This window comes from Marinobacter sp. OP 3.4, assembly GCF_036224885.1.
Lineage (GTDB): Bacteria > Pseudomonadota > Gammaproteobacteria > Pseudomonadales > Oleiphilaceae > Marinobacter.
Genome location: NZ_JAVVLT010000014.1, coordinates 72,465 through 92,239 on the forward strand (window position 1 = coordinate 72,465; position 19,775 = coordinate 92,239).

The following is a 19,775-nucleotide window of genomic DNA, read 5'->3' on the forward strand; positions in this document are numbered from 1 at the left end:
CATGCAGGATACGGATAACGCCACCTCCCTGCGGGAGGACTACGCCGGCGAGCCCGTCTGGCGCCAGGCCCTGGCCGGCTCCCAGATGTTGCTGGTGGCATTTGGTGCCCTGGTGTTGATGCCGCTTCTCACCGGGCTGGACCCCAGCGTGGCGCTGTTCACCGCCGGCCTGGGCACGCTGATCTTCCATATCGTGACGGGTGGCAAGGTGCCGGTGTTCCTGGCGTCTTCCTTTGCCTTTATTGCGCCGATCATGGCGGCTAAGAACCAGTTCTCCATTCCGGAGATCCTCGGCGGCCTGGTGGCCGCCGGTATCCTCTATATCCTGCTCAGCGGCGCGGTGCGCCTGCGGGGCACCGGGTTTATCAACCGTCTGCTGCCGCCGGTGGTGATCGGTCCGGTCATCATGGTGATCGGCCTGGGCCTGGCCCCGGTGGCGGTGAACATGGCCACCGGTCACACCGGTGACGGTTCCGCCGAGTTGGTGCCCTACACCCCGGCCATCGTGATCGCGATGATTTCGCTGCTGGTTACCATCGTGGTGTCGGTCTGGGCAAAGGGTATCTTCCGGCTGATTCCGATCATGTTCGGCATTGTCGTGGGTTACCTGCTGTCCTTCATCGCCGGCAAGACCGGTATTACGCCGATGATCGTGGATTTCACGCCGATCAGCGAGGCCGCCTGGTTCTCCATGCCGGCCTTCCAGGCCCCTTCCTTCAGCTGGGGCGCAATCCTGTTCATGATTCCGGTGGCCGTCGCCCCGGCCATTGAGCACATCGGCGATGTGCTGGCCATCAGCAGTGTCACCGGCAAGAACTTCCTGAAGAAGCCGGGGCTGCACCGGACCCTGCTGGGCGACGGCCTGGCCACCAGCTCCGCCGCCTTCCTGGGCGGCCCGCCCAATACCACCTATTCCGAGGTAACCGGGGCGGTGATGCTGACGAAGAACTTCAATCCGAGGGTGATGCTGTGGGCGGCAGGCGTGGCCATTGTGCTGGCCTTTGTCGGCAAGTTCGGCGCGGCCCTGCAGACCATTCCGGTGCCGGTGATGGGGGGCATCCTGTGCCTGCTGTTCGGCTCCATCGCGGTGGTGGGCCTGAACAGCCTGATCCGCAACCAGGTGGACCTGTCCCAGGCCCGCAACCTGGTGATTGTGGGGGTGACCCTGGTGTTCGGTATTGGCGGCATGAAGATCTTCGGCATGGAGGGCATCGCCCTATGTGGCATCGTGGCTATCCTGCTGAACCTGGTGCTGCCGGGATCGGATTCAGCCTGGGGTGAACGGGCCCATCACGAGCACTGAATTGCTCCCCTAGTTTTTGTCGCCTCTCGGGCTCTGCTCCTGGCCGCCCTACCCAAGCCTGCGGGTCGAGGGGGGAGGCGGAAACCAGGGGGGGGCTTTTTCCACCGCATTGGAGGGGCGTCCTGCCACCCCAATGCTTCCGCGACATCCCTGTCGCTGCTCCAAAAGCCTCCCCCCTGATTACCGCCAGTGGCCTTTTCGATATCGCGTACTAATCAGCTTAAATTCGCCACGCTATGTTTGCTAGTCCCAGGCATATGCACGCAGTTGCCGGAGGGCTGATCTGGCACTGGCGACCAGTTGCTCATCCGAGATGTCGTCCTCCCCCCTTAGCCCGGGATGAGGGCAGTACGCATCCAGATCGGTGAACAGCCGGTTCAGGATGTCATATTCCGCACCTGAGAAACTGCGAGAGTCTTCCTTGAATAGGCGCAGGTAGCGGTCTTCAAACTCGTAGGACGTGATCGCACCGCTGATGAACTGCTCAATCAGGGACGCGTACACATCGATGTTTAACCCACTGGTCACAGGACACATTATCGTCGCTTCACATGCTCAATAACATCACATCCGGTAGCCATCGAATTCCCAGTTTCCGAGGCGAGAGACCTTTTGGGCTATTTCAGACCAGTTTTCCCCAGAACACTCGCTCAGGAAATCCCTGATTGCAGCCAAAAGTTGAAGAAGAAAAACAAATTTCCGCGGGTCTTCCGGATGGTAACTCTCCAGATTAAATATGTCGGGGCTGTGAAGCCTCTTCAGTTCTGCGTTCACGATTAGTCCGTATCACCTGTACACACAGCCTGGCCATCTTCGGTGACTACGAATACAGTTGACCAATGCCTGACAATCACCTTTTCCATCTCAAAATCAGTTCCTGAAGATCCTCTTTGGACCATTCGAATTCAGGTCCCATATTCATGGAGCCTAAATCCTCCAGGACATCCAGAGTTTCACGATCTAGTTCCCTTAAAGAGTCTAGACGCACTTTATAGGCCCAGTTGGATATTTGGTCATAATCCACACCTGCATCTTGGCTAACCAGTTTCTCAAGTTCTCTAACCACAGCCTGCTTCTCCATACCTAGTTCCGTTCAATTTCCCTTCCTGTTGGCGGATAATGATCGGATTCGACTACTTGGCCATCAATCATTTTAGGGTGTACTCGCACAATATCCCCATTGTGGTCATAACTTTCATAGTATTGCCTCACCTGCCGAGTTTCAGGAGTATATTCTGTAACAAGAGCAGCGCCACGAGTCGGCCCTGGATTTCTGGCAGGTTTCTCGGGACCAATGTATAGAATACGACCGTCTTCTAACGTTTCCACTCGAGCCGCGTTGCGCTGAGCGTCCTCTAATGCGCTTAGCTTCCTTGCCAGAGCTTCCGATGCAAAGGCTGTATCAGCTCTTAAATCAAGCCCTTGATCAAAGTGATCGTCCGGGACAAGCTTATCCAATCCGGACTTTTGAGCATCAGGTATCCGCCTAAAGGTTATAACACTAGCGATAGCCGGCGTAATCTCCCCCGCAGCCCGGCCATCACCGCCTACGGCATCGACGACCCGGTCACCCAGCGCCTGGAAGCCTTCGCCCATATCCTTCCAGTATTGCGCCACCTCGGGTTTCATGCCGTTGGGCGATAGCCCTGACAGCAGCCCGACGGTATTACCCACGAACCGGCCTGCGTTCTCCACGGGTTTGAAGATGGGATACATGACATTACCCCAGCCAGAAGTGTTCTCATACAGCTCCGTCTGTTCAGATGCGATATCCGACGCCATGGCAGACGCCGTATCACTCAGACCATCAGCGTAATCAGAACCCCAACTGGCGGATGTCGATACTGGGGGCCCCGTGACCCTGGGCCTGTCCATGGGTGACTTTTCAGCCCGAACATCCCCCCTATCAACAAACGCTGGCCCACCTTCCGATGGTCCATCATGAATCGGGATTCGATGGGACCGATCCGGGTCTCGTTCCTCATAGACAAACAGTTCGCCGCGGGTGATCTTGTCGGTCAGGTCCATGACCAGTTCATGGAGACTTTTCGGGCGGGTCCAGGGTTTCTGGAATACCATCTGCCAGACATCGTGCAGCCGGTCATTGAACGGATCATCACCGATATGCCGGGTCAGGTCGAGAAGGCGTTCCCGGGCGAAGCCACGGTCGTGGGGAAAGGCCAGGTGGGGGCCGTCGAAAATGTTGTTTCCCCGGTAGTACCGGGTGAAGGCATAGATACGGCCCATGGGGGCCTTGACCAGAATGGGGTCCCGATGAAACATCCCTGTCGTCCTTGTGAGATTAGATCCTTTTACCGACGGACATCCTGAATCGCCAGTGTGGGTATAAAACCTTGTTCCTGGAGCTTAGTCAAGACCGGGACCTGATCCATTCTCCAACCGGAAACTCATAGGCAACACCTGAAGCCCCCACGACAAACGATTACACGTCCCGCCGCATATCCCTGGGAATCGGGAAATCGGGCATCGTCGGTTTGGTCGCATGCCCCTTGCGGAACTGCCTGAGCTGGAAGATGTAGGCCAGCACCTGGGCCACGGCCATGTAAAGGCCGTCGGGGATCTCCTCCCCCACCTTGGTGTTGTGGTAGACCGCCCGGGTCAGCGGGGGGGCTCGCAGCAGCTCCACCTTGTGCTCCCGGGCGATTTCCATGATCTTGAAGGCCACCTCGTCGTTGCCCTTGGCGACCACCACCGGCGCGCCCATGCGCTTCTGGTCGTACTTCAGCGCCACCGCATAGTGGGTCGGGTTGGTAATGACCACATCAGCCGAGGGCACGTCCTGCATCATCCGCCGTTGGGCCATTTCACGCTGTAGCTGGCGGATCTTGCCCTTCACCTCGGGCTTGCCTTCCGTGTCCTTGTGCTCGTCCTTCACCTCCTGCTTGGTCATTCGCAGTTTCTTCTGGTGGTCGTAGAGCTGGAACGGTACATCGATCGCCGCAATGATGATGGTGGCGCAGGACAGGAAGAAAAAGCTCCAGGCCAGGGTCCAGACCACGTGTGCCATGGCCGGCACCGCGGGCTCCTCGGAAATGCTCAGCAGGTCATCGGTCCGGAAGTTCAGGATCAGGAGAGCCACCACGAGCACCAGCCCCACCTTCAGCACGGCCTTCACCAGTTCAATCAGCGAGCGCAGGGAGAACATCCGCTTCAGGCCCTTGATCGGGTCCATGCGATTGAGCTTCGGGGCGATGGCCTTGCCGCTGAACAGCAGCCCCCCGATACCGATGGGACCGGCAATGGCGGCAATCAGAAGCAACAGCAGTATCGGGCTGACGGCGATCGTCACGTCCCAGGCGGACGCGATCAGTTGCGTGCTCATGAACCGCGGGTTGAAGATCTCACTACGCTCCAGCACGAAGGCGCCCCGCATGATGTCCTCAAGCGCCATGGCCAGGGTATTGCCGAAAACCAGCAGGCCACCGGCACCCGCCAGCAACACGGCCATGGTGGCCAGTTCCTTGGAACGGGCGGTCTGACCGTCCTCCCGAGCCTTTTCCAGGCGTCGGGGCGTCGGCTCTTCCGTTTTTTCCTGACTGTTGTCGTTCTCTTCGGCCATGACCTGTCGCTACTACGTCAGGGTTGCCCCTGGAGCTGTCGCATGAATTGGAATGTCTCGCGGGAGTACTGCTCGAAATGTGGCAGAAAATTGGCGTGCAGCACCCATATGGAGAACAATCCAAAAACCAGGCCAATCGGGAAACCCAGGGCGAAAATGTTCATCTGCGGCGCCGCCCGGGTCATCACGCCGAAGGAAATGTTGACGATCAGCACCGCGGTTACCGCCGGCAGTGCCAGTAACATGGCGGAGACGAACATCCAGCTGATGCGGTGGGCCAGTTGCCAGACGCCCTCCTGACCCAGCCCTTCCATGCCGATGGGAATGGTCCGGAAGCTTTCCAGGAATACCTCGATCGCCACCAGGTGCCCGTTCATGGCCAGGTACAGCAGGGTAATGGTGATGGTATAGATCTGGGACAGGATGGTCACGTTGACCCCGTGGGAGGGGTCGTTCATGGAGGCGAAGCCGAGCCCCATCTGCATGGCGATCATCTGCCCGGCAATCACAAACAGCTGGAACAGGGCCGTCAGCGCAAAGCCCATCCCCACGCCGATGAGGATCTGTTGCAGGGTAATGATCACCGCTTCCCCGCTGAGGGCCTCAACCTGTGGCACCGGCGGCAGCATGGGAACGATCAGGATGGTGGTCAGCAGTGCTAGCCCGAGCCGGATCCGGGCGGGTACCAACTGGGTTCCGATGAACGGAATCACCATGAAAAAGCTGGCGATCCGGAACAGCGGCCAGAGGTGCTGGCCCACCCACTGGCTGATCAGGTCCGCGCTCAGGTCGGCGGGGATCATGCCCGCCTCATCCGATCAGGTAGGGAATGCTGCCGATCAGCCCTTCGGCATGATCGATCAGCTGCGTCAGCATCCAGGGGCCGGCAAAGATAATCACCAGCAGTGTGACCAGCAGGCGCGGCAGGAAACTCAGGGTCTGCTCGTTGATCTGGGTGGCCGCCTGGAAGGTGCTGACCACCAGCCCGATCATTAATCCCGGGACGATGATCAGGCTGGCCAGCAGCACGATCATCCACAGTGCCTCGCGCATGATGTCGATCGCGGTCTCCGGTGTCATGACGATTCCCCTATATACCGTAGCTGGCGGCCAGCGTACCCATGATCAGTGACCAGCCGTCCACCAGCACGAACAGCATGATCTTGAACGGCAGCGAAATGATGATCGGCGACAGCATCATCATACCCATGGCCATCAATACACTGGCCACCACCATGTCAATGATCAGAAAGGGTATGAACAGGATGAAGCCAATCTGGAACGCGGTCTTCAGCTCGCTGGTCACGAAGGCCGGCATCAGTACCCAGAAGGAGACGTCCTGCGGCGTGTCGTACTGTTCATCGGCGATGCGCATGAACAGCCCCAGGTCGCTTTCCCGGGTCTGGGACAGCATGAACTCCCGAAACGGCACGCTGGCGGCCTGGACCGCCTCGATGGAGGTCATTTCCTCCGCCAGGTAGGGCTGCAGACCGACCTGGTTGGCTTCCTCGAATACCGGTTTCATGATGAAGATGCTCAGGAACAGGGCCAGTCCCAGCAGGATCTGGTTCGATGGCGTGGATTGCAGCCCCAGGGCCTGGCGCAGTATGGCGAACACCACGATGATGCGGGTGAAGGACGTCATCATCATCAGCATGGCCGGCAGGAAGGTGAGCGCGGTCATGAAGGCGAGGATCTGCAGGGTGACCGAGTATTCCTCGCCCTGCTCCCCGGGCGTCACCGTAACCGCCGGTATGCCGGGAATGCCGCTACCGCCATCCTGGGCCAGTACGTCCGGGGCCAGCAGCAGCCCCGCCAGGATCAACCACCAGCGCATCAGCCCGCGCCTCCCTGCCGGTCGGTGCTGTCCGGCTTCCATTTACGACCGATAAGGCCCTGGAGTTTCTTCGCAAAATCGCCGCTGACCTCCTGCCCCGGCGCTACCACGGGCTCCTCGAACACATGCAGGGTGCGGATAGCCGTGGGGGTAATGCCCACCAGGATCTGGGTCCCAGCCACGTCGATCAGGGCAATCCGTTCCCGGGCCCCCAGGGCCATTACCGAGATCACCTTCATGGCGCCGGTATTCATGCCCGTGAGGCCACTCATGCGGCGCACCAGCCAGGCACAGCCGAAGATCAGCCCCACCACCACCAGCAGGCCGATGCCCAGGGTGGCCAGGGAGGTCAGGGCATCGCCCTCACCGGAACCGGACCGCTCCGGGGCCACGGGCACCGTGGCCTCCTGGGCCAGGGCCAGTACGGGCAACAGGGTGACGAGCGCCACCGCGGGCACGGAAACAGGGCGACGGGCCATGGTCACTTCTGCAGGCGCTTGATGCGCTCGCCCGGGCTGATCACGTCGGTCAGGCGGATACCGAACTTCTCGTTCACCATCACCACTTCGCCGTGGGCAATCAGGGTGCCATTCACCAGCACGTCCAGGGGCTCGCCGGCCAGCCGGTCCAGTTCGATCACCGACCCCTGGTTGAGTTGCAGCAGGTTGCGGATGGGAATCTGGGTGTTGCCCACTTCCATGGAAATGGTCACCGGAATGTCCAGGATCACGTCCAGGTCCGGTTCCGTACCCGGCACCTCCCCCGGCTCCGGCATATCACCAAAGTCCTCCATGGGCGCGGCTTTTACCTGTTTACCTTCCGCCTCCGTCTTCTGCTCGGACCCTTCGGCCTCGGCCATGGCCGCCGCCCACTCATCATCGTGGTCGTCGCCCGCCGACTCGCCCTCAGTGTCGCCGGATTCATCCATGGCTGCCTCCCACTCGGCAGCCAGTTTTTCGTCCTCGCTGAGCTCGCGGTCGTCTTTGTTGTCGTCGTCAGCCATGTTTACCTACCTTCAGTTGTTTCTTCACAACGGGGAGCTTGGTGCGCCCCTTGATCCTCAGTGCGAGCTTGCCATCCCGTGTGCCCATGGTGGCCTTGTAGATGGGAATGCCATTGGCCGTCATCTCAAGGCTTTCAGGCATCTCCACCGGAATCACGTCGCCCGCCTTGAAGTTGGCCACTTCCCGCAACGAAATACGCCGCCGGCAAACCATGGCGTTGACCGGCACATACACGTCCTTTATGTCTTCCTGCAGGGCGTTGACCCAGCGTTCGTCCACATCATCGATATCACTCTGGACACCGGCGTCCAGAACCTCGCGGATGGGTTCGATCATGGAATAAGGCAGTGCCAGGTGCAGTTCGCCACCGCCGCCGTCCAGTTCCACATGGAAGGTGCTGATCACCACCACCTCGCTGGGGCTGACAATGTTCGCCATGGCCGGGTTGACCTCGGAACTGAGGTACTCGAAATCCACCTTGAGTACCGCCTGCCAGGCCTCGCGCATGTCCACGAACACCTGGTCCAGCACCATCTGCACGATGCGGGTCTCGGTGGGGGTGAACTCCCGCCCCTCGATCTTGGCGTGACGCCCCTCCCCGCCGAAGAAGTTGTCCACCAGCTTGAACACCAGCTTGGCGTCCATGATGAACAGGCCGGTGCCCCGCAGCGGACGCACCTTGACCAGGTTGAGGCTGGTGGGCACATACAGGGTGTGGATGTACTCACCAAACTTCATGATCTGGATGCCGCCGGTGGAAACGTCGGCATTGCGGCGCATGAGGTTGAACAGACTTATGCGGGTGTAACGGGCAAAGCGCTCGTTGATCATCTCAAGCGTCGGCATCCGGCCACGGACAATGCGGTCCTGGCTGGCCAGGTCGTAGCTCTTGACGCCCTCTTCATCGGTCTCGTCATAGGTATCGACATCGCCGTCGTCCACCCCGTGGAGCAGCGCATCGATTTCATCCTGTGAGAGTAGGTCCTGCATAGTTTCAGCCTCTGACTGCCTGCACTTCAGTGGGACGGCACCATGGTAATGGCTGCTGCCTGCCCTGAACGGATTTCACTGAATCACGAAGTTCCTTAACAGGACCCGGTCGACGGGGGGCTCTCCCTCCGCTTCCAGGGTCTCGTTGACCGCCACCAGCAACTGTTCCGGCAGGGCCGACCGCCCTTCACTGGTCTGCAGTGCCATGAATTCCAGCCCCCCGAGCTCCGAGATCAGGGTGTTCCTCAACAGCGGCATATGCTTCTCGGCGGCCTGCAACGCTGCCTCCTGGCTGGACTCCAGGGCTAGGTGGACCTGGATGTAGCGTGGCCGGCCCGGATGCTGGACCGTGGCCACCAGTGGCTTGTCCATCACCAGATAACCGGATGGCACGAAGGCTTCTTCCGCCACGGCGGCCTCTTCCTCCACGTCGGCATTGTCACTGTCGCCCTTGCCCAGGAACCAGAGGGTTCCGGCAATGGAAAGACCAATAGCCAGCCCCAGTACAATGATCAGGAGCAGTATTGTCTTCAGCCGACCTTTCTTCGGTGGTGCCGCCACCTCATTGTTTTGCGCCATTCAGAAATCCGTCAATATTTTGCCGAAATTCGCCAGGGATTCTCCTTATACAGGATAGAAGCAAAGGCCGAGCCAACCTGCTGTCGTCGTGCCCCGAAATCACCTGGCGGTGGGTACGCATCATTAAAAAGGCCAGCCCTGAGGCTGGCCTCCAATATCTGACAAAAGTGTAACCGCTCGATCAAGGTCTGGCTAATCCACCCGTCAGGCGTACACGTCGAGCTCTCCCCTCCAGGACAGGTCCAGCTCCGTCATTTCCGTGGCATCGGTGTCGGCATCACCGGCGGCCAGCCCCTGCCCGGGTCCGCTGCCACCGGACTCATCACCGTCGTCGTTCTGTCCCGCATGGTCACGGGCGGAGGAATCGGACACGTCGAATCCATCCAGGCTCAGCCCCTGTTCATTCAGCATGTCCCGCAGGCGATGGCCGTGGAGTTCCAGTTGCTCCCGTACCGCTGGCGTGGAGGTGTGAACGGTCACCGTGGCCTGGTCATTCTGTACCTGTACCCGGACCTCAAGGGGCCCCATGTCCGGCGGCGTCACGTGGATCTCCGCCACCGACATCTGGCTGGCGGTGAGCCAGGCCAGCTTGCCCATCACCTTTTCACCCCATTCATCGGCCCCAACCGGCACATCGACACTGGTGCTGTAGTTTCGCATCAGGGCCTGGGCCTCCTGCCCCCGCAGGCCGGCTGGCTGGTTCAGTGACTGCGTCAGTTCCGGTGCGGTCAGTCGTGAGGCAACCTGGGCGGTCAGGTTATCGGCTGACTTGGCGGCGCTGTCCGTCAGGGCCTGGAGCCCGGCAGGCAGCTCACGCCCCTGCTTACCGCCCTTGTCCTGGCCGGCCTCAAGCATGGCGGCAAACAGGGCGCCGGTCGTCGGCAGGCCACCCGGTTGCTGCCCGGTGCCGGTCAATGACGCCATCACCTGGGCAGTGGTCCGGGTTGAGCTCCCCTGGGCGGTCCCCGAGCCGGCCTGTTGCCTTTGCATCATCAGGCCGATCACGCCCGCTTCATCACCGTCCCGGAGATATTGCAGCAGCCCGGGTTCTGCCTGCTCGACGTCATCGGCGACCTGGTCCGGTTTCGCCTCTGAGGCGTCCGCATTGGCGGTGTGGGGGGCGTCGCCGTCGGAACGGGATTTTTTGCTGGCCGGGCTATCCCGGTCCGACTCCGGGCGGCGGTCGCTTGCCGCCTGGGTGTTCTCTTCCGCAGGCCGTTCGGCGCTCTCTGCCTTTGCGGCCTCTGCCCTGGCACCGTCCTGTCTTTGCCGCAGGTCTTCCTGCTCCCGCTTGCGCTGCGCGGAGCGCTCTTCGGCGCGCCGCTGTTCCAGGCGCTTTTCCTGTTGCCGAACCACGTCGTCATAACGACTGGGCCCGTTCTCGGGCCGACCCTGGGTAACCCCATCCAGGGCCTTGTCGACACCGGGGCGGTCAATCCCTGATTCGGGAGTGAGTAACTGGTTCAGAACCATTCCGGACATGGCAACCTCTTGCCGCTGATTCACTGGGGGCGCCCCAGAAGGGCTGGTTTATCAGCTATTGTGCAAAACCGGTGCCAGTCCGGTTGACCCTGGAACAGGATCAGACGTGGAGGGATTCTTCCATAAGTTGACGCACAGTGACGAACTCGGCTTCCAGTTCCGGTAACAGTTGCCTGGCGTCGTCCATGCGCCCTTCACGTCCGGCTCTTTCGGCGCTGAGACAGAGATCCCCGAGGCGGGAGGCGCCGATATTGATGCTGCTGCCCTTGAAACTGTGGGCGGTCTTGGCGAACGACTCCTGGTCGTCGCCCGACAGGGCCTGATGAAGCGCTGCAATACGTTCGCTGGAATCGTTGATGTAGGTCTGGATAAGGATGTCGAACTCATCCTCCATCACGTCCCGCAGTTCGGCCAGAGCCTCTTCATCAAGGTGTGGCTTATCGTTCATAACCAACCTCTTGGGAGCCAAAGGTACATCAGGCTCTTGATGTGTTTGCATACCTATAGTCTGGGCGTATCGATAAATTACAACCGGACACCGAGGAAACCTGCACGGGACGCCGTCACAAAGGTACCAACACCGCTACTGATCCTGCGACCTCCCGACATCAGCCAACTCCCAATCATATACTACTTCGGCACAATTTCCCTGCTTATTGTATGTCAGATCACTGGACAACTTCTCTATCAACGGAATGCCCCGACCAGCATACCCCGGACCGTCACCCCCTGTCAGGGCCTGCTCCCGATCGAACCCCTCACCGGAATCCCGACAGCGGATCACCAGGCGGCCACCGGACGCCCCCAGCCGGTGTTCAAGCTCAAAACGTATATAGTGTTCCTCCCCCACATCGCCCAGGCGTTTCTCCCGTTCAGCGTAGTATCGACTGAAGCCTTCCGGACCATCCTTCCAGGACGACGGCAGCTCCAGCACACCATGCTCCAGGGCGTTGTTGTAGAGTTCCGACAGTATGGTATAGATCGGCGCGCTATGCTGGCGCAGGCCCGCCACCGCCATACACACATGCAGCAGCAGCGGCAACGGACTGAACCGGGCCAGGGTTTCGCCATCCACCTGGTAACGGCAGCTCCACGCGGCGGGACCGGTCAGCGCCGACTGGGTGGCCGCCAGCGTCTGGCTGGCCACCGGATCATGGTCGGTAATCCGCAGGGCCAGGATGGTCAGGTCATCGGTATCCTCGCTCCGGCCACTGAACAGCCTGATGCGTTCCAGCAGGAGGTCCACCGGCGACTGCTCCCGGCGCCGGTCGTCCAGCACCCGGGCCAGCCCCTCCTCCCCGAACCAGTCACCATCGGGACTGGTGGTCTCCAGCACGCCGTCCGTCATCAGCAGCAACTGGTCACCGGGGCAGACGGTGTACTCGGCCATGGGCGCGGCAAACCGTTCCGGCGCCAGCACCCCCAGGGGAAGGCTGGTGGAGGCCAGGGGTTCCCGGGAGCCATCCCCACGCAGGATAAATCCATCGGGCAGTCCGCCGTTCCAGACCCGGAGGTAGCGGTCGCGGAAGTTCACCTCGGCAAAGAAGGCGCAGCAGAACATCCCCGTGGGCAGGATGCGCACCAACTTCTGGTTGAGTTCCTTGAGCACATCATCGCCGGCGAAACCCTTGCTGGTCATGCCATAGAAGATCTCCGCCACCGGCAGGGCGCCGATCGCCGCCGGCAGGCCATGGCCGGTAAAATCGCCCACCAGCAGGTGCATGCCCCCCGCTGGCCTGGGACAGGCGAACAGGATGTCACCGTTGAAAATGGACAGCGGCGAGGCGTGGTAGCGGATATTGGCCACGTCCAGGCACCCGGTATGGGCAATATTGTCAAACAGCCGGCGGGCCGTGACCTGCTCTTCCAGCAACTGCTCATTACGTTCCCGGATCAGGTCCCGCTGTCGGGTCAGGGTCTCATGCATGCGCCGCATGCGGTCAAAGGCCCCCAGCTTGGCCTGGATAATGACGGGGTTATAGGGTTTGGGCAGGAAATCGTCGCCGCCGGCATCCAGGCACTGGGCCAGGGAGCCGGCGTCCGACAGGGAGGTGAGGAAGATCACCGGCACCAGCCGTTCCCCCGCCAGCGCCTTGATACGCCGGGCCGCCTCGGTGCCATCCAGCCGCGGCATCATCACGTCCAGCAGCACCATGTCCGGGGACCAGGATTCGTAGAGTTCCAGGGCCGCCTGACCGTCCTCCGCGGCGCGCACGTCGTGGCCCTGACGGGACAGGATGGCCTCCAGAATCAGGCGGTCGGTATTGCTGTCATCGGCGATCAGCAGACGCAGGGGTCGGGGGTGTGCGGAATCCGTCACGGGTGCATCCTCTCACCACGGTTGGCCGCTGTGGCAAAAAACTCAGCGTATGGAAAACAGCTGCTCGAAATTGGAGATGGCCAGTATGCGGCGCACGTCGCTGTTGCAGTTTTCGATCCGGATACTGGCCTTGTCGCCTCCGGCAAAGTCCCGCAGCAACAGCAGCATGCCCAGGGCTGAGCTGTCCAGGTAGCTGGTATCGGACATGTCCACGACCCAATACAGTACGTCTTCGGAATCCTTCTCATAGGCATCCCGGAAAGCCTGGTGGGTACTGAAGTCAAAACGGCCTTCGATGGCGATGATCCGCGTTTCACCATCCTCACTGCGTCGGGTGTTAACCGGCATAGGTTTCCTCCGTTAAAGGTGGCCAGGTCACAATTTCCGGCCCCTTCAGGATAGACAATGGAACGGGATTTGTATTGCGGGAGAAAAACATCGCCATCACAACACAGCGGAAGGCGTATGGGGCTACTGGCGGCGCCGGGAGAACTGCCGCGCGGCGGCTTCGTCGGCCTGCTTCTGTTCCGCCAGGTCCCGGGCACGCTGTTCCTGGGCGCGACAGGTGTCAATGTACTTTTCCATGCCCCGGCGGCATTCCCAGGCCCGTTGCCAGTTCTGCCGGGCATGCTCCAGGCGTTCGGCGGCCTGTGCCACCCGCTTCTGCTGGTCGCCGATAAGCAGGTCCAGGCGGGCGATGAAGTTCTGCCAACCCTGGAGCCGGCTTACCGGCACAGTCCCCTGCTGCTGGGCACGCATCTGTTGGTGATATTCCCGCTGGTAGCGGTCCAGTTCATCCAGGCGGTCCTTCTCCACCTGCCACTGGTTGCGAACCCCGTTCATGGCATCCAGAGCTTCCTGTTCCTTGCGTTCCTCCAACGTCAGCACTACCTGCAGGCGTTGCGAGCGGGTGGTCATTCACCACCCCCGGGCTGGCCACTGTCCGCCGTTTGCGATCTGGCCGGTTTTTCCGGCAGCAGCGACAGCAACTGGTCCACGGACTCGCTGAAGGGGGCAGCCTGATTCAGCCCCTGCTGCAGGAAATCCCCCATACGGTCGATATAGCGAATGGCGAAATCGGTTTCCTGGTCCGAGCCCTTCACATAGGCGCCAACGCTGATCAGGTCGCGGGCCTGCTGGTAGCGGGAATAGACCTGCTTGAACCGCTGCGCCCGGGCAAAATGGTCCTGTCCGGTGACATGGGGCATGACCCGGCTGACCGATGCCTCCACGTCGATGGCCGGGTAATGGCCCTCCTCCGCCAGTCGTCGGGACAGCACGATATGACCATCCAGGATGGCACGGGCGGAATCCGCCACCGGGTCCTGCTGGTCGTCACCTTCGGTCAGTACGGTGTAGAAGGCGGTGATGGAACCACCTCCGGGCTTGCCGTTACCTGTTCGCTCCACCAGTTGCGGCAGTTTGGCGAACACCGACGGCGGATAGCCCTTGGTGGCGGGCGGCTCGCCCACGGCCAGGGCAATTTCCCGCTGGGCCTGAGCATAGCGGGTCAGGGAATCCATCAGCAACAGCACCCGCTTGCCCTGGTCGCGATAGTATTCGGCAATGCGAGTGGTAAGCATGGCGGCCCGCAGGCGCATCAGCGGGGAATCGTCCGCCGGGGAGGCAACCACCACGGAGCGGGACAGGCCCTCTTCCCCCAGGATATCGTCGATGAACTCCTTCACCTCCCGGCCCCGCTCGCCAATCAGGCCCACCACGGTGATATCCGCATCGGTAAAGCGGGTCATCATGCCCAGCAGCATGCTCTTGCCCACGCCACTGCCGGCAAACAGGCCCAGGCGCTGGCCCTGGCCCACGGTCAGCAGGGCGTTGATGGCGCGAATGCCCACGTCCATGGAGGTGCGCACCGGCGCCCGGTTGAGGGGATTGATGATCTCCCCTGCCAGGGGCACGCGGGCCTCCACCTCCAGCGGACCCCGGTCATCCAGGGGCTCGCCGTTGCCGTTGACCACCCGACCCAACAGGCCATGCCCCACCGGCACCCGGCTCGCCGCCGACATGGGGATAACCCGTGCCCCCGGGCGCAGGCCCTCAATGGCCGTCAATGGCATAAGGTAAACCCGGTCATCCTCGAACCCGACCACCTCCGCTTCCACGGTGCCGGTGTCGTGACCGAGGATCATGCAGCGGTCGCCCACCACCATCGGGCAGCCGACGCATTCCAGGGTCAGGCCCACCATGCGGGTCAGGCGGCCGGAAAGCTCCGGGCGGGGCTGGCGGGGAACGTTGGACGCCAGTCGCTGGAGGCGTTCAGTCAGGCTGCTGGTCATCGTCGGACTCTCCCGGTTCTTCCAGCACATCCCGGTGGAAATCGGACAGGTCGCCCATCACCGATTCGAGTTCGTCGCTCTCGCCCTGGGAGGCGGTTCCCAGTTGCAGGTCCAGCATCGCCTGCACTGCCTTCTGGAAGCGCTTCTCCACGGTGTAGTCCACCAGGGAATGGCGGGTTTCCACGGTGCAGCCCCCTGGCAGGATACTGTCGTCCCCGCTGATGGATGCCTCCGCGTCGAGACGGTCGGCGGCCTCCCGCACCCATTCCATATCGGAGGGGTGGATGCGGATACGGACGTTCTCCCGGGTGGAGGGCAGGCTGCTCACCGCGTCCATCACCACCTGGCGAATCTGGGAGGAATCCAGTGACAGTTCACGGTGGATCACCGACCGGGCCAGCACCGTGGCCAGGTTGACCAGGGCCGACTCCAGCTCGTCCTGATGTCTTTCGATGGGGGCCAGCAGTTCGCCCATGACGGACTCCAGCCGCGCCAGTTTCTCGTCCACCTCGGCGCGGGCATCGGCGGCCGCCTGCTCGCGGCCCTCCTGTTCACCGGTCTCCCGACCTTCCTGGTAGCCCCGTTCACGCCCCTCTTCCAGCCCCTGGGACAGGCCCTCTTCATGGCCCGCCTGCCGACCCTCCTGGCGACCTTCCTCCCAGGCGGACTGGCGGATGGCCTCGATGTCCGCCGCAGTCAGCGGCTTGACGTCCATGTCCTCGTCCCGGGCCACCTCGTTGCCCCGCTCGTCCAGCAGTGGCAGCTCCCAGCGCTCCCAGGCGCTGAGTTCTTCGGGGGGAATGCGGCTACGTCGGCGGGAATCGCTCATCACATCATTTCTTCGCCGGAACCACCCAGGGTAATCTCACCGGCTTCCGCCATGCGACGGGCGATGGTGATGATATCCTTCTGGGCGGACTCCACTTCGCTCACCCGTACCGGTCCCTTGGCTTCCAGGTCATCCTGCAGCAGCTCGGCCGCGCGCTTGGACATGTTGCGGAAGATCTTGTCCTTGACCCCGTCGTCGGCGCCCTTGAGGGCCACCACAAGGACTTCCGAGGACACCTCCCGCAGCAGCGACTGGATACCCCGGTCGTCGATATCCGCCAGGTTGTCGAAGACGAACATCAGATCCTCGATGGTGGAGGCGAGATCCGGGTCCATATCCTTGATGGAATCCATCAGGCCACCCTCGATGGAGCGGTCCATGAAGTTCATGATATCCGCCGCCCGCTTGATGCCGCCGATGCGACTGGTCTGGGCCGCGGAACCGCCGGAGAACTGCTTCTCGAGGATGTCGTTGAGCTCCTGCAGGGCCTGGGGCTGGATGCTTTCCAGCGACGCTACCCGCATCATCACATCGAGCCTTACCTTGTCATCCAGGGTCGCCAGGATCTCGGCGGCCTGGTCCGGGTCCAGGTAGGAGATGACTATGGCCTGGATCTGGGGATGTTCGTAACGGATGATGTCCCCCACTGCCCGGGGCTCCATCCACTTGAGGGTGTCCAGGCCGGTGGTGTTGCCACCGATGAGGATACGGTCGATCAGGCTAGCGGCCTTGTCGTCCCCCAGTGCCTGGGTGAGCATGGTACGGATGTAATCATCGTTGCCCACACCCAGGCCGGTCTGGCCGCCCACGGCGTCGACGAACTCATTCATCACGTAGGACACCTCGTCCTTGCTGACGTCCTTCATCTGGGCCATGGCAACACCGACCCGCTGGACTTCCTTCGGCCCCATGTGCTTGAGGATTTCCGCGGCATCGGACTCGCCCAGGGACATCAGCAGGATCGCGGCCTGCTCGACCCGGGGGATCTTGCGGCGAAGCTGCTTGCTCTCACCTTCCTGGCTGTTTTCTTCACTCATCGACGTTCACCCACTGGCGCATTACCTGAGCAACCCGGGCGGGGTCTTCGGCAATCAGCCCTTTCAATGCGTTCAGGTGCCTATCATAGCTGTCCGTGGCGCCAGGCAAAAGCAACTCGTCCTGGCCACTCATGGCATCCGCCAGGGCCCGGTCGCTGCCCACCTCGCCAAGGTCGTCGTAGGAGCCCCGGATGCCGTCCTCATCCATACCGGATTCGCGGCGGCTGCCACCGGAGATGGTCTTGAGCACCGGGCGCAACAGGCCCAGTACCAATGCCAGGATAACGACACCGGCCAGCACCTGTTTCATCAGGTTCCAGAACCAGGGCTGCTCCCAGAAGCCCGGGGCCTCGTACTGCACTTCCTGTTCCGGCGCGAAGGCGGTGTTCATGACCGTGACGCTGTCGCCCCGGGCCGCGGAGTAGCCGACCGCGTCCCGCACCAGCATGTTCAGGCGCTGCAGTTCCTGCTCCTGCCAGGGCTCATAGGTGACCTCACCGGTATCGGGATTGACCACGCGCTTGTCGTCCACCGCCACCGCCACGGTCAGGCGCTTGACGTCACCCTGGGCCTGGCGGATGTAGCTGACCGTACGATCAATCTCGTAGTTACGGGTGCTCTCGCGGCGAATATCCACCGGTTGCGCCTGCTCCTCGCCGTCTTCGCCTTCTCCGGCCTGGCCCCCACCCGCCTGTTCCGGCACGGCGGCCTCGCCCGGCGGCTGGTTGGACAGGGCGCCGGGGATGCCTCCCTGGGCACCGGCGGCACGCTGCTCCGACAGCTCCCGTTCACTGCGCACCGCCTGCTGCTCGGGGTTGAACAGTTCTTCCGCCTGCTCCACCGAGGAAAAGTCCAGGTCCGCACTGACCTCCGCCCGGAAGCGACTGTCGCCGACAATGGGGCTGATCATGGAGGCCACCCGCTTGGTCAGGCGCTCTTCCACCCGCGCGGTGTATTCATACTGCTCCTGCATGTCCTGGCGCTCGGAATCTTCCTCACGACCAGTCAGCAGGTTGCCGTTCTGGTCGACGACGGTCACGCTCTCGCGGTTCATCTCCGGCACACTGCCGGCCACCAGGTTGACGATGGCGTTGATCTGTTCCTGTTCGACCCGGCGCCCGGCGAACACATTCAGGAAGACCGAGGCACTGGGCTCCCGGGCGTCACGGACAAATACCGACCGCTCCGGAATGGCCAGGTGCACCCGGGCCGACTTGACGCTGCGCATGCTGCTGATGGTGCGGGCCAGCTCCCCTTCCAGGCCGCGGCGGAAACTGATGGTCTCCATGAACTGGGAGGTACCCAGACCCTGCTCCTGGTCCAGCAGCTCGTATCCGATGGTTTCCTTGTCGGTCACGCCTTCGGCGGCGAGTTTCAGGCGGGCATTGTAGACATCGTCGGAAGCCACCAGCAGCGCCCCGCTACGCGGGTCCATACGGTACTGGATGCCACTCTGGTCAAGGATGCTGGAGACGTCCTGGGGGTTGTAACTGGACAGGTCGCCCAGCACCGGCTGGTAATTGGGCTCCTGGGCCCATAGCACCACCGCCACGCCCAGGGCCACGCTGGCGGCCAGGCCAACCATCAGGCCAATCTGGCGCAGCAGGTTCAGGCGATTGAAACCGAACAGCAGAGGGCTGCTGCTTTCGTTCTCCTCATCCGAGCCGGTGGTGGCCAGATTGGTGGAAGTGGCTTCTGAGGCTGCAGTGGCCATGACGTTGCTCCGTTGATAACTCGTCTAAACCGCCGTCAGATCGGCATGTTCATGATGTCTTCGTAGGCCTGCACGACCTTGTTCCGCACCTGACTCAGGGCATCGAAGGCAACCGATGACTTCTGGGAGGCCACCATCACCCGGGTGATATCGACGTTGGGATCGCCCTGTTCATAGGCCGTGCGCAGATCCCCCGTCGTCGACTGGAGGTCATTCACCTTGTCCACCGCCTGGTTAAGCATGTCGCCAAAGCCCTGGGTCTCCTGCACCTTCTCCGGACCGGTCGGCTTGTCCACCTGCCCCCTGACGGAAAGGTCGTTCTCCATGCGCTGGTTCTGCTGCATCTGGGCACGCAGGTTGCGCATCTCCGAGAGAACGTTGTTGATATCGGCTCGCTGGACCATGGTTATCTCTCCGCTCCCGAAAACGGTTCCTGTGCCTGCCGCCGCTGGGGGCGGCATGGCAGAAAGTCTGTCTGGGGAAGAATTTGCAAATTTCCGGCCAGGTTCCTTTTATCCTTTAATTACAGTAAATTAAATAATAATTCATGAAAGCTCAGAAAGATGCTGCCAGGTTTTTGACGGGGTCTGGAGGGGGGCCGCAGGGTGCCAGACATCAAGCAACGGAGGGGGAGTCTCCCCCCTCTCCCCAACCCCTCTCCCTCCGGGGGAGAGGGGCTACACCGTGCTCACACCATATATCCCCTCTTCCCCTGAGGGAGAGGGGCTACACAGCGTTCGAGTCATACATCCCCTCTCCCCAACGAGGGAGAGGGCCAGGGAGAGGGGGAGCGCCCGCAGGGCGCC

The 19,775-nt window shown here is 61.7% G+C and carries 23 protein-coding genes; 1 reads left to right on the plus strand and 22 read right to left on the minus strand.

The annotated features are described in order from the left end of the window. The first annotated feature begins 1 nt into the window (after position 1). Positions 2-1,303, plus strand: coding sequence for a uracil-xanthine permease family protein (locus tag RO069_RS02210; protein WP_328185041.1), 1,302 nt, complete (start codon positions 2-4; stop codon positions 1,301-1,303). Positions 1,304-1,546: 243 nt separating this feature from the next. Here RO069_RS02210 and RO069_RS02215 read toward each other — a convergent pair whose 3' ends face one another. The 22 genes from RO069_RS02215 to fliE form a co-directional block, all read right to left on the minus strand. Continuing rightward, entirely contained in the window at positions 1,547-1,831 is a 285-nt protein-coding gene (locus tag RO069_RS02215; RefSeq protein WP_328185043.1) for a colicin immunity domain-containing protein, read from the minus strand. A 36-nt stretch (positions 1,832-1,867) separates the two neighbouring features. Continuing rightward, on the minus strand, positions 1,868-2,077 hold the full coding sequence (locus tag RO069_RS02220) for an Imm8 family immunity protein (protein ID WP_328185045.1): 210 nt from the start codon (positions 2,075-2,077) through the stop codon (positions 1,868-1,870). 76 nt (positions 2,078-2,153) lie between these two features. Beyond that, entirely contained in the window at positions 2,154-2,384 is a 231-nt protein-coding gene (locus tag RO069_RS02225) for a hypothetical protein (protein WP_328185047.1), read from the minus strand. A 2-nt stretch (positions 2,385-2,386) separates the two neighbouring features. Beyond that, a complete protein-coding gene (locus RO069_RS02230; protein ID WP_328185049.1) occupies positions 2,387-3,586 on the minus strand; it encodes a hypothetical protein in 1,200 nt (399 codons plus the stop codon). Positions 3,587-3,746: 160 nt separating this feature from the next. Next, on the minus strand, positions 3,747-4,883 hold the full coding sequence (gene flhB, locus RO069_RS02235; protein WP_328185052.1) for a flagellar biosynthesis protein FlhB: 1,137 nt from the start codon (positions 4,881-4,883) through the stop codon (positions 3,747-3,749). A gap of 17 nt (positions 4,884-4,900) precedes the next feature. Then, a complete protein-coding gene (fliR, locus tag RO069_RS02240; protein WP_328185054.1) occupies positions 4,901-5,686 on the minus strand; it encodes a flagellar biosynthetic protein FliR in 786 nt (261 codons plus the stop codon). A 7-nt stretch (positions 5,687-5,693) separates the two neighbouring features. Continuing rightward, positions 5,694-5,963 (minus strand): flagellar biosynthesis protein FliQ, encoded by a 270-nt coding sequence (fliQ, locus tag RO069_RS02245; protein WP_328185055.1) that lies wholly within the window; start codon positions 5,961-5,963, stop codon positions 5,694-5,696. Between the two features lie 10 nt (positions 5,964-5,973). Continuing rightward, entirely contained in the window at positions 5,974-6,720 is a 747-nt protein-coding gene (gene fliP, locus RO069_RS02250; RefSeq protein ID WP_442915321.1) for a flagellar type III secretion system pore protein FliP, read from the minus strand. Then, on the minus strand, positions 6,720-7,199 hold the full coding sequence (gene fliO / locus RO069_RS02255; protein ID WP_328185058.1) for a flagellar biosynthetic protein FliO: 480 nt from the start codon (positions 7,197-7,199) through the stop codon (positions 6,720-6,722). Before fliO ends, fliP begins: the two co-directional genes overlap by 1 nt. Positions 7,200-7,201: 2 nt before the next feature. After that, entirely contained in the window at positions 7,202-7,723 is a 522-nt protein-coding gene (fliN, locus tag RO069_RS02260) for a flagellar motor switch protein FliN (protein WP_328185060.1), read from the minus strand. Beyond that, on the minus strand, positions 7,716-8,714 hold the full coding sequence (fliM, locus tag RO069_RS02265; RefSeq protein ID WP_328185062.1) for a flagellar motor switch protein FliM: 999 nt from the start codon (positions 8,712-8,714) through the stop codon (positions 7,716-7,718). The genes fliN and fliM overlap by 8 nt, the downstream gene beginning before the upstream one ends. Positions 8,715-8,789: 75 nt before the next feature. Continuing rightward, complete coding sequence (locus RO069_RS02270) at positions 8,790-9,293, minus strand: flagellar basal body-associated FliL family protein (RefSeq protein ID WP_328185064.1); 504 nt, start codon at positions 9,291-9,293, stop codon at positions 8,790-8,792. A 204-nt stretch (positions 9,294-9,497) separates the two neighbouring features. Beyond that, positions 9,498-10,775 (minus strand): flagellar hook-length control protein FliK, encoded by a 1,278-nt coding sequence (locus RO069_RS02275; protein WP_328185066.1) that lies wholly within the window; start codon positions 10,773-10,775, stop codon positions 9,498-9,500. A gap of 100 nt (positions 10,776-10,875) precedes the next feature. Continuing rightward, a complete protein-coding gene (locus RO069_RS02280; RefSeq protein ID WP_328185068.1) occupies positions 10,876-11,223 on the minus strand; it encodes an Hpt domain-containing protein in 348 nt (115 codons plus the stop codon). A 135-nt stretch (positions 11,224-11,358) separates the two neighbouring features. Continuing rightward, complete coding sequence (locus RO069_RS02285) at positions 11,359-13,095, minus strand: ATP-binding SpoIIE family protein phosphatase (protein WP_328185070.1); 1,737 nt, start codon at positions 13,093-13,095, stop codon at positions 11,359-11,361. Positions 13,096-13,137: 42 nt separating this feature from the next. Further along, entirely contained in the window at positions 13,138-13,443 is a 306-nt protein-coding gene (locus RO069_RS02290; RefSeq protein WP_328185072.1) for an STAS domain-containing protein, read from the minus strand. A 123-nt stretch (positions 13,444-13,566) separates the two neighbouring features. Then, on the minus strand, positions 13,567-14,013 hold the full coding sequence (gene fliJ / locus RO069_RS02295; RefSeq protein ID WP_328185074.1) for a flagellar export protein FliJ: 447 nt from the start codon (positions 14,011-14,013) through the stop codon (positions 13,567-13,569). Next, positions 14,010-15,389 (minus strand): flagellar protein export ATPase FliI, encoded by a 1,380-nt coding sequence (gene fliI, locus RO069_RS02300; protein WP_328185076.1) that lies wholly within the window; start codon positions 15,387-15,389, stop codon positions 14,010-14,012. The genes fliJ and fliI overlap by 4 nt, the downstream gene beginning before the upstream one ends. Continuing rightward, positions 15,370-16,218 (minus strand): flagellar assembly protein FliH, encoded by an 849-nt coding sequence (locus RO069_RS02305; protein WP_328185078.1) that lies wholly within the window; start codon positions 16,216-16,218, stop codon positions 15,370-15,372. Before RO069_RS02305 ends, fliI begins: the two co-directional genes overlap by 20 nt. Beyond that, positions 16,218-17,255: a flagellar motor switch protein FliG gene (gene fliG, locus RO069_RS02310; protein ID WP_328185080.1), complete on the minus strand. Its 1,038-nt coding sequence runs from the start codon at positions 17,253-17,255 to the stop codon at positions 16,218-16,220. The genes RO069_RS02305 and fliG overlap by 1 nt, the downstream gene beginning before the upstream one ends. After that, positions 17,248-18,969: a flagellar basal-body MS-ring/collar protein FliF gene (fliF, locus tag RO069_RS02315; protein WP_328185083.1), complete on the minus strand. Its 1,722-nt coding sequence runs from the start codon at positions 18,967-18,969 to the stop codon at positions 17,248-17,250. Before fliF ends, fliG begins: the two co-directional genes overlap by 8 nt. A gap of 35 nt (positions 18,970-19,004) precedes the next feature. Continuing rightward, complete coding sequence (fliE, locus tag RO069_RS02320) at positions 19,005-19,373, minus strand: flagellar hook-basal body complex protein FliE (RefSeq protein WP_328185085.1); 369 nt, start codon at positions 19,371-19,373, stop codon at positions 19,005-19,007. Between the last annotated feature and the right edge of the window lie 402 nt (positions 19,374-19,775).